A 15,406-nucleotide genomic window follows, 5' to 3' on the forward strand; every position below is an offset into this window, starting at 1 on the left:
TAAACGCAAATGCAATAACCTCTGTTTAGTTGAATCCTTAAACGAAAAAATAAAGTTAAACATTAAACCCTGCAAAAGGGGAAAATAATGTTAATCCAATTTATTGGCGTTGGCGAAGCGTTTGATGAACAACAAAACAACACCTCTATTTTTATTCAAACAAATAACCTCTCTATTCTTTTAGACTGTGGTTTTACTGCTGCCTCTTCTTTCTGGGCTTTAAATCCAAAGCCTCTACTACTAGATGCACTTTTTATCTCTCATTTGCATGGAGACCATTGCTTTGGAGTTCCTCATTTACTCCTGCGTTTCTATGAACACAGACGAACTAAGGAACTGCATATTATTGGAAGCATTGGTCTAAAAAATCATATTTTACAATTAATGGACATGTCCTATCCTAATCTAAAAAATAAACTCACCTTTTCTCTTATTTTCCATGAGCTTAACCCGGACCAAACTTTTAATTTAAAAAACACAAATCTTATTACACTACAAACCAACCACTCTATACCTTGCCTAGGCTTGGGCATAGAAAATAAAGGTAAAAAATTTTATTATTCAGGGGATGGAGTTCCAAGTCAAACTGCCATAGAATTTTGTAATTATGCTGAGTTTATTGTCTTAGAAACATATAAGATAAATGAAAATATACCTGGACACAATTCTATTTTAAACGCCTTTAACATTGCTAAAAAAACAAAATGTCAACAGCTAGCACTTGTACACTTAAATAGAAATGAGAGACAAAATTTACCAAAAATATTGGAACTATTTCAAACTACTGCATTAAAAACAAAGATTGTCTTACCCTCTGCGGGGAGTATATTTTTTGTTTAAATCTATTTTGGCTTTACCTAACCCTTATCATAAATAGGCCTGGGCGATTAAAGATAAGTCATCATAAGAAAATCCTTTTTTTAGACCTACACATAATTCTGCAGACACTTTCATCTTGTTCCTAGTATGGAAAATAATTTCTTTTTTCTGAAGATTAAGCCTATATTTTACAAAATCATATTCAAAGCCATCTACAATTAAAGAAAGACCCTCAGCAAAATATAAAGACCTTACATATTCAAGACAATCACGCAACTTATCGTGTTCTACTCTTCTTTCCAAAAAATTATACACCATAAGATTTATCATTAATTTTTCTGGATCCATACGATGATCTATATTGAGAAAGCGTTCTTTTTTAAAGTTAGATAAATGTATATTAGCCACAACTTCTTTTGCTGCTTGAATTATCTTTTGCTCATAAATAAGAGATAAAGGATACTTAGAAATAAATCTAATAAGAACTTTTTGAGGATTCTCTCTAGTAGCCATGCCTAAAATAGAGATAGACATTAACGTTAATTTTTTTTCTAGATCCTCTAAAAAATTATTTCGCTTTACTTTAGCTAACTCTAAACATTGCTTAGCATCTAATTTAGACTTAAGTAATTTCAGCAAAAACTTAATATATGGTTCTGTAGTTAAATTAAGTTCATCTTCTAAAACATTTCTACGAGAAAAAATTTTAGCCAAAGAAAGCCAATAGACAACGACTCCTTCTAAAGGCATTTCAACTAAATCAAAGTCTTTTGCAGGACGCTGTTTAATAGAATATTCTTTTTTTAATAAAAAAAATTTTTTCATTTTAAATAAAACTTTTAGATGAATAGGAAGCTATCTCTTCCTCTTTAAATCCAAGCTCATAAAGAACAAAATTTGTCGGAGTAATTAAAATAGGATGTAATTCAAACGTTCTAACAAATAAATCTATAAACAATTCTCTTACCTTTTCTCTAGTAGAACAAAAATAAATCCTATTGGTTAACATATCCCATACAACATCAAATACTGCTGGTACAGGTAAAGTTTTAGTCAAAAGCTTCAACCGAATATTTTCCCGAAGTTCTTTTTTTTCTTCTTTACTTATAAATTTTTGTCCTTGTGCTTGTTTTTTTTGTAAAAGCTCTTTTAATCCTAATTCGTAATGTTTTTTTATTACCGCAGGAGAAATACGCCTTGTATCCAAACGAAGGCTAAAAACAACATAATTGCCTTTAATTGGAGAGGTTTGAAAAGAACTATCTAACCAGTCTTCTTGAGAAACCCAGCCAAAACTTTTTTCTAAAGATAAATTTTCTATCTCCTGAAATCCATACTCCTGCAACTTTTCAGAAATATTTTTAAAAATATCATCTGAAACCTTTTCAGTAAGTTTATATATACTAAAAGAAACACTGCCACTTAAAATACCCATAAAATCTCCCTTAAAAATTTTCTAGCCTGAGGACAAATTTTCTTGTAAAAAAAATAAAAAGAAATTGCAAAAAAATTTAAGACATAAATTTAATACAGTCTAAAAATAATTATGCACTATCTTGTGAGATAAATTGAACATAAAAAAATATTTTGCAACTACATATCATCACTCTATTTTGCCCTTATTAACTCCTTTTGAACAAGAAATAGAAATTACTTGGGGCATATATAAATTTATAAAACAAAATAAAACCAACCCTATAGGGATAATCTTTCCAGAATATGCCTTTAATCTCAACACTCTATCCATAGCTGCCAAAAAAAATATTAGTTTTAGCCTCATATCCCCCGGCCAAATAAAAAAGATACGTTATGTCAATGAATTAAAGTGGCATCCTGCAAATAAAACTAACTTATACAATATAAAATCTGCTTATGTTAAATTACCTGAAGAAGATATCATCAACTTACTAGTTGTTCCTAAATATATTTGGAACAATAAAAAATATCACTTAAACTATAAAGAAGATAATTTTAAAAATTCAAGTTATGAAATAAAAATATATGAAAATACTTCTATTGGATGTAAATATGGACTTAAATGTTGGAAAGAGGAGTGTACATGCAAGTCATCTAACCAAAATGATTTTCACCAACATTGGAAAAAACCTTTAAGACGAGCATTAAATTTGGTAAAATATTATATCGATGAATCTTTTTTTACTTTGGGTAAAAATTATTTTATAGATCCACGTCAAGCCTTACTAAATTATGGCAAATTGATTTTGGGCCTACAAAGCAAAGACTTGTTTGTAAAAAAATATATCTATAATCAAAATCTCAACACAGCTTTCCAGCTTTTAGAAATGGAAAGTCTATGCTTAAACATGTTCTCAAGTTATATTTGGCAAAGTAGGGATATAAGCTCATCTAGAGTTCAACAAAATTTAAAACTTGCATTAATGGCCATTTATACTTTAGAAAGAATAAGTGGAATTTATATCTTAAACAATTTTTTAGAAATATTAGAAGAAGCAATATCTAACAACCACCATATAGGAAACGGACGTTTTTTGGTAGAACATTATATTCTACCAAAATTAAAAAAGTCTAGTAGTATCTAAAAAATGATATTGACCGAATCAAAACAGAGATATAGGAATATTAAAGGATAAGGAGTTGTAAATGGGGATGATAGAAGTAAAAGACCTAACCCCTGGCATGATCTTGGCCGATGATATAAAAACAGTAAATGGTAGGCTAATTCTGCCAAAAGGTTTGAAATTAGAGGAAAAACATATAGAACACCTTAAATCATGGGGAATAAATAAGGTGAATATTACTGGAAGCACTAATCTTAATACAGGTAAAATAAAAATAAACCAAAAAGACTTAAATAAATTAGAAAATTATTTATCACCTCTTTTTGCTTATAATGACTTCAGTCATCCTTTTGTAAAAAGTGTTTATTATCTATCCTTAGCTAGGCTGGCACAAAGATATTTAAATGGCTGGAGACTACCGAACATAGAAAGTTATATCCCAGTCGACGATGGTTCTTATAAAGATCTCTTTCCAAAAGATGAAGTAAGTTTTACTGTTCTAGTCCAAAAGGAAGTAGAGCTGGTTTCTTTCCCTGACATATATTTTAAAATAGTAGAGGCGATCAATTCTCCTAAAAGCTCTGCTGAATATATTGCTAAAATTGTAAGTAAAGATCCTAGTCTTTCTGCTAAATTACTCCGTTTAGTAAATAGCCCATTTTATGGGCTAACTCAAAAAGTAGAAACTATTTCCAGAGCTATTGCAATTATAGGCGCTGATGAATTATCTACTCTTGCTCTAGGCATCACTGCTATAAATGTTTTTAAAGACATCCCAGAAAAACTTATTGATATGCGTTCTTTCTGGCTGCACTCTATTGGAGTTGGGGTATTTGCGAAACTATTAGCTCAAAGAAGTCATTTAGAACCAGAAAAATATTTTGTAGCTGGGCTTCTACACGATATAGGAAGACTTATACTCTTTAAACATATCCCCAGGTTAGCAACAGAGGCTTTAATCTTTTCTTATTCTAACTTAATCCCTTTAGTAGAAGCTGAACGGGAGGTCATAGGATTTGACCATGCTTTAGTTGGAAATTCTCTTATTCAAGCTTGGAACCTACCTTCTACATTAGGAAAAGCTATTAAACTACACCATTTTCCAGGCCAATTTACAGAAATAGAAGATGCTATAATCCATTTAGCAGACTTCTTAACCGTGGGCATGCATATCGTTGAAAAAGGTTCTATTATTGTACCTCAATTAAATAAGTCTGTCTGTAAAATTATTAACTTAAGTAAGGATGAACTAAAATCTTTAGTAAATAGGGCCTTGCAAGAAATCGAAGAGACTGTAAAAATTTTTCTTTAAGCCTAAAAGACCCCTCTTTCAAGAGGGGTCTTTTCTAAGCCATAGCTAACTTTCTTGTTTGTCTTTTTAGTCTATGAATTTTTTTGCGCAACTTCTCTCTCTCAGACCTAGAAGCAGCTTTTAATCTTAACTCTCTCAACTCCTGAATCTTTTGTTTCAACTCCTTAATCTGAGCTTTATACACCTTGTTGTTTTTACCATCTTCGTCGTTAATCTCTAAGACCTCTTTAATTTTGGCCAAAAGTTCTTCCTTTGTCATACTAGACGCACCAGTAATCATTGGAAGCTGATTAATGGCCAATTCTCTTAGCTCTTTAGCTGTCATTTTTTCTAAGGGTTTTTTAAATTCTACCTTAATTTCGATTACATCTCCCATTTCTCTCCTCCTTTCGTGCACTTACTGCATCCCAGTAGGCAACATAACTTTGATAGTATTCAAAAATTTTTGGATACTTTTTCAATTCTTGCCCAACACTGCCCAAATTTTTAGGTTTTTTTATTACATATCTCCTTAATTCAGGGGCTGAGACTTTTATCCTATTCAGTGGGGTTTTACCTCTTAACAACTTAACCCGCACTTTGTCAAAGACTTGCTCTCCTAAAAAATTATTTACTCTTAGTAGTATTTCCTGACTCACAAAATGAGCTTCTTGAAGCACGAGTGCATCCTCAGAACCCACTATAAGCACCCTTTCTTGATGTCCTAAAGGAAGCACATACTCAGCTAAAGGCAATCCCAATACTTCCTCCCATTTTTTCCAAAGAATCACCAATTTTAACTTTTCCTTATTTTTAATAGTTTTATTTAGAAACTTATAAAAATCTTCCACTAGTACACCTATAGCAAACTTTGGATTTTCCTTAATAAAATACTAGCACTGTTTTTTATATTGAAATTCTTTTCAATCTTTTTTCTAGCATTTGTACTCATTTTTTTCTGCAATGATACATCTTCTCTTAACATTTGAATATATTTTATCCACTCATGCTCTTTCTTTACCAAAAAACCATCTTGGCCATGGGAAATAATATCGCGATTAAAACCAACATCAGAAGCAATCGGGACAACTCCGCAAGACATATACTGAATAATCTTAAAGCCACATTTACCTCGGGTATATTCATCATCTAATAAAGGCATCAATCCTATATTAAAAGATCGTATTTGTTCTACCTCTCTGTTTGCATCCCAAATTTCAAAAATAACACCTCTTGGCAAATTAACATTTAAATTTTTATTAGATACTACTTTAATCTGTATTCCTTCTATCTTTTTAATAGACTCAAATATATTTTTCATAAAAAAAATATTTGAATTAGTTCCTATCCATCCCACCACAAAATTCTTTTTTTCTGTTTTTTCCTGGAGAGTTGGACAATATTTATCTATATCTATAGAAGTGGGTAATATCAAAGTATTTGGGGTAAAATCCCAAATATTAGAACATAAATATTGATTGCCACAAATAACTAAATCTGCATTCTTTACGATATTGAGTAATCTTGTTCTATTTTTAAAATTTTTCTTCTTTATCTTTAAAGTCAACTTAACCGACGGATGAGAAGTCCATACCGCATCATCAAAATCAAAACATATCTTTTTCGCCTTTGTTTTTATCAAGAATAGCTCACTTTTTGACACCAATTTTTTCTGTAAAATAATAACATCCGCCTTTGGTAGCTTAAAATAAAAAGGAATTTTTTTTATAAGCGTCTTGGGTAACTTAAAATAAGAAACATCTATTCCTTGATTTTTCCATATATGGATAAAAGGTAAAACCCTAAAACGTACACTGGGAAGGGTCTCTCCACCCTGAGTCAAAAAAAGTATTTTTAACTTCATTACCTAACTTAATTAATAAAATAAAAAAGGAGTCTAACATTATTTTTAGACCCCTATTGTCGCTTATGGTGCCGAAGGGGGGACTCGAACCCCCACGGGCTAAGCCCACTAGACCCTGAACCTAGCGTGTCTACCAATTCCACCACTTCGGCAAAATTACAAACATAAATTTTAGTTGAATACTCTTCTAATTATCCTACCACATATCAATTAACCTATTGTCTTCTACCTAGATAATAAAAATAAGCCAAAAAAAACACCTTGGCAAGAATTTTACAAAAAGCCAAAATTAAGCTTCCCCTACTGGTTTGCTATTTTATAAATTTATTATTTTCTGATTTTCCTAGATATAATCTCTAACTGAGTCTACCAATATTTAAACAAGGACCTTAAATACAGCTTAACTACATTTTTAGGTTAAATATTCTCGCTCTCCAAGAAAACATATATTGGATCCCTCTAAATTGAATAATTAATGGGTTGAAGGTCAAATCATTTTAAGCTAGCATTAATAATTTTGGAGGGTAAAATGGCCAAAATTATTTCTAGTCTAAATCAGATTAACAACAATATCCATTGTTCTTGCGCCACAATAGGCAATTTTGATGGAGTACATATTGGTCATCAAACCCTTATTAAAAAAGTTTGTGCTCGCGCTAAAGCCATTAATGCTACAAGCGTAGTGGTAACATTCGATCCACATCCTTTACGCGTTTTAGTTGATAGTAAAACTCCTCCTTTTATTACTCTAACAGAGCAAAAGCTACAGCTCATCTCTGATTTAGGAGTTGATTATATATTTTGCATCCCTTTTACCAAAAAACTAGCATCACTTGAACCCAAAGAATTTGTCAAAATATATCTTGTAAATGGTCTAAAGCTAAAAGAATTAATTATTGGTTATGATTATGCTTTTGGTAAGAATAGGAAAGGAAATTTTAATCTCCTAAAAAAATTGGGAGAAGAATTCGGTTTTCGTGTAGAACAACTTTCTCCTGTAATGTATAAAGGAGCTATTGTAAGCTCTACTAGAATAAGAGATCTTATTCAAGCAGGCAAAGTATGGGAAGCTCGCCCTCTTTTGGGACGCTTCTATCAAGTAAAAGGGACTGTTATTGAAGGTAAAAAAAGAGGCGCTAGATTACTTTTCCCCACTGCAAATATTGCTCTTAAAGACGAGCTATTCCCTAAATTAGGAGTTTATGCAGTATGGGTTGAGCTAGACACTAATATCCTTCCTGGTGTTGCAAATATTGGTTATAACCCAACATTTGGCAATGAATATCTCTCTGTAGAAGTCCATATCTTAAATTTTAATCAAAATATATATGGCAAAACCATAAATGTACACTTTGTACAAAGATTAAGGAATGAGAAAAAATTTTCTTCTATTCAAGAATTAAAAGAACAAATTCAAAAAGATATTTTATTGGGGAAAAAAATTTTAAGCCAACCAGAAGCAGTTATATAAAATTAGAGGGGAAATGTTTAATTTTATAAAACAAGTTTGGAAAGAAAGTTTAAATGTATATAAGATTGTAGCTAATGCTAGATGGCTCATCTTAGGAACAATCACAGGGGCCTTATCAGGAGTTGCCGCAATTTTATTTTTTGCTGGTGTAGAAGGTGTAAAATTTATACTTCTTCATAGTTTTGCAGGTATTGAAATGCCAGCCCCTGCAGGAGAAGAAATTTTTCATGGGATATTAGGACCTTACCGCCCGTGGCTTATCCCAATTTTTACAACATGTGCTGGTCTAATTACTGGCTGGCTAATTGTTAAATTTGCGCCCAAATGTATTGAAGGTGGAACAGATGGAACAGATAGCATGATAAAAGCATTTCATTATAATGATGGCCTAATAAAACCCATTGTAGCTTTTATTAGAGGAGCTACTTCCATTTTAACCATTGGAACAGGTGGAAGTGCAGGTAGAGAAGGCCCTATCTCTCTTATAGGAGCAGGTATTGGTTCATATCTTGCCCAAAAATTTAAACTTTCTCCTCAAGAAAGACGTCTCTTGCTTTTAACTGGAGCTGCTGGAGGACTTGGAGCTATCTTTAGAGCCCCATTAGGAGGAGCCTTAACCGCAGTAGAAGTAATTTACAGAGAAGATTTTGAGGCAGAGGCAATTTTACCTGCAGTAACATCTTCTGTGGTAGCTTACACTATTTTTACTTTAGCATTTGGAAGTGAACCTATATTTGGGATTCCAAGATTTATTTTCCATGATCCTAGAGAACTCCTTTTTTATGCTGCCCTGGCATTTTTCTGTGCCTTTACTGGACAATTTTATGTAAAAACTTTTTACTTTATAAAATATAAAATATTTTGGCCTCTTAAAAATAAACTTGGCATCCCCCTAACTTTAGGGCTAGGTGGTTTAACAATGGGCATTTTGGGAAGTATTTTCCCAAACTTACTAAGTGGAGGATACGGCTGGCTAGAAATGGCAATGCTCGGCAAGCTTTCCATATTAACTATGTGCCTAATACTAATTGGAAAAACAATTGCAACGTCTCTTACTTTAGGCTCTGGAATGAGTGGGGGTATGTTTGCTCCAGCGCTTTTTGTAGGAGGAATGTCTGGCGGCATAATTGGTTTTATGGGACAAAATCTATATCCAGAGATAATTACACAGCCAGGAGCCTTTGTATTAGTAGGCATGGCTGCTTTTTTTGCTGGCATTGCCAATGCTCCTATTGGACCTCTTATTATGGTATGTGAATTTTCTCAAGGATATGGCCTACTTGCACCATTAATGCTCAGCTCTGCAATCTGTCTAGTATTAAATAGAAATGTCTCTCTTTATGAAAATCAAGTTCACAATAAATTTGAGTCTCCTGCTCATATTGATGATGCAACTATAAATATTTTAGAAAATCTAAAAGTAAAAGATTACTATCAACCCAAAAAAGTTGGTACATTTGAAGAAGGTTCTTCTTTTAGGGCCATGTTAGACGTGGTAGCCCATAGTAATGACTTTTACTTTCCTGTGCGAGGAGAAGATGACACAATCACTGGCATCGTTTCTGTACAAGACTTAAGAAGGATCTTATTTGAAGATGTACTAGGCGACTTATTAGTAGCCAAAGACGTAGCCAGAAAAGCTGTTACAGTAACTACAGAAGATAATCTCTATACCACCTTAGTAAAATTTTTAGAAACTAATTTTGGACAATTGCCAGTATTAGATCCACAAGACAAAACCAAGGTACTGGGCCTAATATCCAGAGAAGATGTCTTTAAAGCCCTTCATAGGGCACCTAAAAAAATAGCGTAGAAAACTCCCAAAAATTGGACTTCCCTTACTTTTTTGAAAAAGGCAATACACGAGGCGTACGAAAAGTAACTACTCTAAAATAGAACCAAGTATAAAATACTATAAAAATAAATACACAACTCGCTAAAATAAGAGAATTGCGACAAAAAATAACAGAAAAAGTCAAACAAACTACTTCAATTGACCAAAAAAAAGGAGCAGTTAAAGCGTTTTTTGTTTTTTTATCTATATTATTGCCAATAATAAGTGTTAATAAACGTCTATACACAAGAGTATGAAAATGAATAGCATCTGGTTGTGAGGCTGCTGTTTCCATTAAAATTTTTCTCCTATAAATAGAAAATAGAGTTTCCCAAACAGGATATATTACTAAAAGCAGTGGAAGCCAAGGAGATACTTGAGAATGTTCTTTAGTTAAAAAAACCCCAATAGCTGCAGCAAAGAATCCCAACACATAAGCTCCACAATCTCCTAAAAAAATTAACCCAAAAGGATAGTTCCATATGAAAAAACCCAAAATAGAAAAAATTAAAATTAAACATAAATATAAAATAAATATATCATGAACCAAAAAAGCTATATATGCATATGCTCCAAAAACTAATATGCTAATTCCAGCACATAATCCATTAAAACCATCGATAATATTAAAGGCGTGACTAACTCCAGCAATTGCAAATATTGTAAACCCAAAGCTAAGATATTCATATTGCCAAATAAAATCCAAAAAAGGGATATCTAGTCTCGTTATTTTAATATCTAATAGCCAATAAACTAAGGCAGCAGACATAAGTGCAGCTAAAAGTCGCCACCTAGGAGCAACCTTTTTTGTTATATCTTCCACAAGTCCACTGATAAATAAAGGGAACACGCTGACAATAAGTAAAATATATTGCACTAAAAAATCTTTTTTACTTAACCAAAATGCTAGACTAACACTTAACAACGCTACATAAATAGCAACTCCTCCAATCCGTGGAATAAAACCAACATGAAACTTTTGCACCCCTTCACAGGTATCACAAACTACATGCGTATTTATAAAACGAATTATAAAAAGAGAAATAAAGCAGCTGATAAAAAACGCAACTAGCAAATATAACAAATTAAAATTCCTCCACTAACCTATAGCTCATATATAAGCTAATAAAAATCAAAATATAAAACCACAATATCATCACAAGAGGGCAAAAGGAGAAAATTTTTATTTACAATCATTTCCAGTACAAATATCATCTTTTATCTTTTCAAAAATCTTACCTCCAATACCTTTTACCTTTAAAATATCGCTTTTACTCTTAAATTCTCCATGTTCTTTTCTATATTTCAAAATATTATCAGCTTTGCTCTCTCCTATATAAGGTAAGCTAATTAATTCTTGTTTACTAGCTGTATTTATATTTACTTTTGCTAAACAAATTGTAGAAAATAAGAATATAAAACTTAAAATCAAAACCATTACTCTCATTTTCTACTTCCTCCTTACATATTTCCCCTTTTGCCCTCTTAAGAAAATAAATACTTTTACTTAACGTATTATAAAAAAGTAATAAAAATAGTGTTACATATAATTAAAACAATTTTTCGTTCTCACTTTTTAATTTTTAATTTTTTAAACCCAAAAAATAAATTTAATAAATACTACATCATCTAGCAATATAGATTAATCAATAAAAGTGTCTCTTTCAATCAGTATTATTGAAAATATTTCTATAATTTCATACAATTTCCTTATATATTTTAATGATATTGTTTATCATTTTATCTCTAGTAAATAATTCATTAAACCTTTTCTTTGAATTCTTACTAAATTCACAATATTTATCTCTGTTTTGTGATATCGTAACTATAGCGTCGGCCATTTTTTTAACAGATTTAGGTGGTACATTATATCCTGTAACCCCATTTTGATTAACCCAATCAACTCCACTGCCCTTAATTTTTGTAGCCACGACTGGTTTTCCGAAACTCATAGCTTCTATCTGAACTATGCCAAAGGCTTCTGATCTTTCAATAGAAGGTAAACAAAATAGATCGCAAGCTTTATAATAACTCCCCAATTTATCTGAAGGTATTTTACCTATTAAAAATACTTTTTTAAATAATCCGTTCTCAACAATTAACCTTTCTAGCTTTTTCCTTAATCCACCTTCTCCCCCTATCACAACAACATAACTATCATCTAAATATTTCGCTGACTTTATTAGATACTCAAACCCTTTATAATAAACTAACCTCCCAAGAGAAAAAATTATTTTTTTATTATTAAACTTCTTCTTTATCTTTAACACAAAATCCTTATCAACTCTTAATTTATTTGAATTAATCCCTATTGGCACTACTCTACATTTATTCTTATATTTACTTAAATATGGTGATTCCTCTACATACTTTGGAGTAGTTGCAATAATTACATCCGCTCTATTTAACATCCATTTCTGAAAAGGTAAATATAATTTTAAAAGATATCTTTGCTTTATAATATCACTATGCCAATGTAAAACTACCTTTTTATTTCTATGTCTAGCAAACATTAAAGCAAAATTAGCTAATGGATCAGGAAAATGTATATGAATAATATCATAGTTATTAATAATCTCTCTTAGCTTAAAAAACATCTGAGGAGCTATAGCAGTAGAAGCCACTTTACCATAACTCCTAACCCTAAAAACAGAATATCCATTTACAACTTCTTCTATATATTTATTTGTAGAATTGGAGCATAATATATCACATTTTATATTCTGTGCATTTAAGCCTTCTACTATATCAAATAGTACTGTCTCTATGCCTCCAATATCTGGAGGATAATGTTTACCTAATTGTAATATTTTCATTTAATAATTTTATGAAAAAGATTAATATATCTTGGTATATTTTTTCTATTACTAAAATATACTAACCTTTTTTTTCCTATTTTTAACAACCTATCTCTTTTTTCTCTATTTTTTAAAACATTGAGAATCTTATCTCTCATATCCTCTATAGAATACGGATTAAAGCAAGCAATCTCTATGCCCAAAATTTCTCTAAAAATAGGAATATTGGATGTTATCGCAGCAGTATTTAAAGCAATTGCCTCCAAAGGAGGATATCCAAATCCTTCATATAAACTTGGAAATACAAACAAATCTGCATAATAATAAAGATTCATCAGTACTTCATCAGAAGGATTATCTATTAACACAACAAGCTCATTTAAATTTAATTTTTGAATTAATCTATCTATAAAATTTTTTTTCTCTATCTCTGTTTTACCTGCAATTACAAGTATACACCTAATATTAGTCTGAAGATCCTTAAATGCATATATTAACCTTTCTAAATTCTTGTGTTTTTTTCTGCTTCCTATATATAAAATATATCTTTTTCTTATTAATCTATTTCTATTTAATAATTCTTTATTTATAAATTTGTCTTCAATTGAATTATAAATAACATGTATCTTTTTATCAATTCCATTAATCTCTGAAAAAATATTTAACATTTCATCTTTAGTAGAATGAGATATAGCAACAATATAGTTTGCTTTCTTAATCGCACTCTTATATAAATATTTAACTACTTCTGTTCTTAAAAAACCTCTATCCCAAAAAACACCAAAAGGCCTTAAATCATGGATAGTCAATATAATTTGGCCTTCAAAAAATATAGGTATATTTATATGGGGAAAACAAAATAAATCTACTTCTCTTTTTAGATTATTTAATATTTTATGTGCCCAAAATATACCTTTTAATGAAAACTTCTCATAATCTACAAAGATAGGCTTAATATTGCTCATTGCATTGAATTCGTTATCAAAATCACCTTTATATTTTAAAGGGACCAAAGTATAAATATAAAATTTTCTTCTCCCTAGTTCTCTCAACAAATTTTCATAATATCTGCCTATACCTGCCCCCTTATAAAAAATTCCATCCAGATAAATTTTCATCACATTACCCTATACCCTAATATCAATGCAATCCATAATAATATTTGAATCTTATTTTTTTTATAATTATCAATACAATATACAACATTTGCCACAATGTAGGATTTGTAAAATCTGGATAAGCAACTAACTGAGTTACGATTACGCTTGGAACTAAAAAAAAATAAGGGAAATAAGCACTTGTTTTTAAAGAGTAATAAGAATATCGTAAAAAATAATATAAAAATAACAAGAAAAAAAAAGTGCCCCAAACTCCCACTGTTGAAATCAAACAAGGCAGCAAAGAAGATGGCCTGGTAGAACCTATCCCCATTCCTAAACCAAAACTATCTGAAAAAATAAAAAAGCTATATATGTCTGCTTTTATTCTATTAATAAAAGAATAACTATACATCTTATTAAATAGAAAATCATTCAAAATTATCATCATATTATTTAAGCCTATAATATAACTAACAAATATAAAAATTGCTGTTAAGCAAAGCAATAAAATAATAAATGATCTTAACAATTTCTCTTTTTTCCTAAAGCAAGTAAACCAAGCAAACATTAAAACAACAAATATCATTATAAGTGAACACAAATATGTAGTAGAGCTTGCAGAAAGTAAAATAAGAATAGATACTAAAATCAATAACCATAATAATTTTTTATATAAAATAAAAGATGAAAAAGCGAAAGAAAAAATACTTACTAAAAAAGAAGATAAATACGAAGGTTCTGAATAAGTCGCTGCAACTCTTAAAAAATTTATTCCAGATAAATTTATACTAACTAAATGAAATTGATTCGATATAGTATTATTAATAATTTTAAATATATTAGGGAGATACACAATTGACTGCAATAACTGATAAAAAGAAAAAAATAAAATCATTATAATGGTAAAATAAAAGCATTTAATTACAAAATTAATACACTTTTCCTTCATTTCAAATAGTACAATAAACACAAATACTAGAACAAATATAAAAATATTAACTGGCAATATTAAATTGTATAAAGAAAACTTTAAAGGGAAGGGGCCATATACTGCATTATAATCTATACCATACTCAGGGACAAATACTAAACATCCCTCAAACATAATTGGCCCCCAAAAAGAAATAAGGAAGCCATAGACAATAAACAACGTTAACGCAATCAACATTTTTTTAACAGCAAATACAATATTATTTTTTTTTGATACAAAATAAAACAAACACACAAAATCTAATACAATAGCAATAAACCGATACAATCTCAGTCCATAATGGAAATTATCGATATTAATAATCGAAGTCATTTGCAAAGATAGTGATATAATAAATAAACCTAATAAATATCTAAAATTCAAAGTAGAAATTAATATAAGAGGAATAAATATATAGCCCCATATAGTAATAGTCATATACACATCTATAACTTTCTATTTAAAAAAATAAAATATTTAAATCAAAAAATATTTAGTAATCCCCTAATTCATTCCATTGCATGGATATCTCAAGTAATTTAACAAAAGCATTAATATTACGATTATTATATCTAAATTCGTAAATTCGAATTCTTTTAAGAAATAAAAAAATAGTTCTGGCGATAAACCATAAAATTTTAACGACTAAAAAAACGAAAAAAACAGTAACACCTAAATTTAAATTTATCTATATAAATAAAATTTCTTTTTTTATCTTT

Annotated in this window: 15 protein-coding genes and 1 tRNA gene; 5 read left to right on the forward strand and 11 right to left on the reverse strand. The window is 30.2% G+C overall.

Translation table 11 applies throughout. The features are described 5' to 3' along the window. Positions 1–87 precede the first annotated feature (87 nt). Complete coding sequence (locus BLP60_RS04005) at positions 88–840, forward strand: MBL fold metallo-hydrolase (RefSeq protein ID WP_092063772.1); 753 nt, start codon at positions 88–90, stop codon at positions 838–840. A gap of 27 nt (positions 841–867) precedes the next feature. On the opposite strand, the gene BLP60_RS04010 is transcribed toward BLP60_RS04005, so the two are convergent. Both BLP60_RS04010 and rdgC read right to left on the reverse strand, forming a co-directional pair. After that, positions 868–1,644 carry a hypothetical protein gene (locus BLP60_RS04010; protein ID WP_092063776.1) on the reverse strand — a complete coding sequence of 259 codons (777 nt, stop codon included), beginning with the start codon at positions 1,642–1,644 and terminating at the stop codon, positions 868–870. 1 nt (position 1,645) lies between these two features. After that, positions 1,646–2,254, reverse strand: a complete 609-nt coding sequence (rdgC, locus tag BLP60_RS04015; protein ID WP_092063779.1) for a recombination-associated protein RdgC — start codon at positions 2,252–2,254, stop codon at positions 1,646–1,648. A 133-nt stretch (positions 2,255–2,387) separates the two neighbouring features. Here rdgC and BLP60_RS04020 point away from each other — a divergent pair, with 133 nt between their 5' ends. Further along, on the forward strand, positions 2,388–3,380 hold the full coding sequence (locus BLP60_RS04020) for a DUF3536 domain-containing protein (RefSeq protein ID WP_092063782.1): 993 nt from the start codon (positions 2,388–2,390) through the stop codon (positions 3,378–3,380). A gap of 61 nt (positions 3,381–3,441) precedes the next feature. Beyond that, the gene (locus BLP60_RS04025) at positions 3,442–4,671 is read left to right on the forward strand and encodes an HDOD domain-containing protein (protein WP_092063785.1); all 1,230 of its coding nucleotides are present in this window, start codon (positions 3,442–3,444) and stop codon (positions 4,669–4,671) included. A 34-nt stretch (positions 4,672–4,705) separates the two neighbouring features. Here the strand turns inward: BLP60_RS04025 and BLP60_RS04030 are convergent, their stop codons facing one another. The 4 genes from BLP60_RS04030 to BLP60_RS04045 all read right to left on the reverse strand — a co-directional run bounded on the left by BLP60_RS04030 (position 4,706) and on the right by BLP60_RS04045 (position 6,666). Next, a complete protein-coding gene (locus tag BLP60_RS04030) occupies positions 4,706–5,047 on the reverse strand; it encodes a hypothetical protein (protein WP_092063788.1) in 342 nt (113 codons plus the stop codon). Beyond that, positions 5,025–5,501 carry a DciA family protein gene (locus BLP60_RS04035; RefSeq protein ID WP_159427681.1) on the reverse strand — a complete coding sequence of 159 codons (477 nt, stop codon included), beginning with the start codon at positions 5,499–5,501 and terminating at the stop codon, positions 5,025–5,027. The genes BLP60_RS04030 and BLP60_RS04035 overlap by 23 nt, the downstream gene beginning before the upstream one ends. Before the next feature lie 8 nt (positions 5,502–5,509). Then, on the reverse strand, positions 5,510–6,514 hold the full coding sequence (locus tag BLP60_RS04040; protein WP_092063794.1) for a glycosyltransferase: 1,005 nt from the start codon (positions 6,512–6,514) through the stop codon (positions 5,510–5,512). Positions 6,515–6,580: 66 nt separating this feature from the next. After that, positions 6,581–6,666: transfer RNA gene (locus tag BLP60_RS04045), tRNA-Leu, on the reverse strand. 377 nt (positions 6,667–7,043) lie between these two features. On the opposite strand from BLP60_RS04045, the gene BLP60_RS04050 reads away from it, so the two are divergent. Together BLP60_RS04050 and BLP60_RS04055 are read left to right on the forward strand one after the other, a co-directional pair. Further along, the gene (locus tag BLP60_RS04050; protein ID WP_092063797.1) at positions 7,044–7,985 is read left to right on the forward strand and encodes a bifunctional riboflavin kinase/FAD synthetase; all 942 of its coding nucleotides are present in this window, start codon (positions 7,044–7,046) and stop codon (positions 7,983–7,985) included. A 13-nt stretch (positions 7,986–7,998) separates the two neighbouring features. After that, positions 7,999–9,798 carry a chloride channel protein gene (locus BLP60_RS04055; RefSeq protein ID WP_092063801.1) on the forward strand — a complete coding sequence of 600 codons (1,800 nt, stop codon included), beginning with the start codon at positions 7,999–8,001 and terminating at the stop codon, positions 9,796–9,798. A gap of 25 nt (positions 9,799–9,823) precedes the next feature. On the opposite strand, the gene BLP60_RS04060 is transcribed toward BLP60_RS04055, so the two are convergent. The 5 genes from BLP60_RS04060 to BLP60_RS04080 form a co-directional block, all read right to left on the reverse strand. Then, positions 9,824–10,804, reverse strand: a complete 981-nt coding sequence (locus BLP60_RS04060; RefSeq protein ID WP_200779102.1) for an MraY family glycosyltransferase — start codon at positions 10,802–10,804, stop codon at positions 9,824–9,826. Positions 10,805–11,002: 198 nt separating this feature from the next. Continuing rightward, on the reverse strand, positions 11,003–11,266 hold the full coding sequence (locus tag BLP60_RS04065; RefSeq protein WP_200779103.1) for a ComEA family DNA-binding protein: 264 nt from the start codon (positions 11,264–11,266) through the stop codon (positions 11,003–11,005). A 250-nt stretch (positions 11,267–11,516) separates the two neighbouring features. Further along, positions 11,517–12,635, reverse strand: a complete 1,119-nt coding sequence (locus BLP60_RS04070; protein ID WP_092063807.1) for a glycosyltransferase — start codon at positions 12,633–12,635, stop codon at positions 11,517–11,519. Continuing rightward, a complete protein-coding gene (locus BLP60_RS04075) occupies positions 12,632–13,735 on the reverse strand; it encodes a glycosyltransferase family 4 protein (RefSeq protein WP_092063810.1) in 1,104 nt (367 codons plus the stop codon). Before BLP60_RS04075 ends, BLP60_RS04070 begins: the two co-directional genes overlap by 4 nt. Before the next feature lie 22 nt (positions 13,736–13,757). Further along, positions 13,758–15,125 carry a hypothetical protein gene (locus tag BLP60_RS04080; RefSeq protein WP_092063813.1) on the reverse strand — a complete coding sequence of 456 codons (1,368 nt, stop codon included), beginning with the start codon at positions 15,123–15,125 and terminating at the stop codon, positions 13,758–13,760. Positions 15,126–15,406 lie beyond the last annotated feature (281 nt).

Origin of the sequence: Desulfonauticus submarinus (assembly GCF_900104045.1) — a bacterium.
Classification (GTDB): domain Bacteria; phylum Desulfobacterota; class Desulfovibrionia; order Desulfovibrionales; family Desulfonatronovibrionaceae; genus Desulfonauticus; species Desulfonauticus submarinus.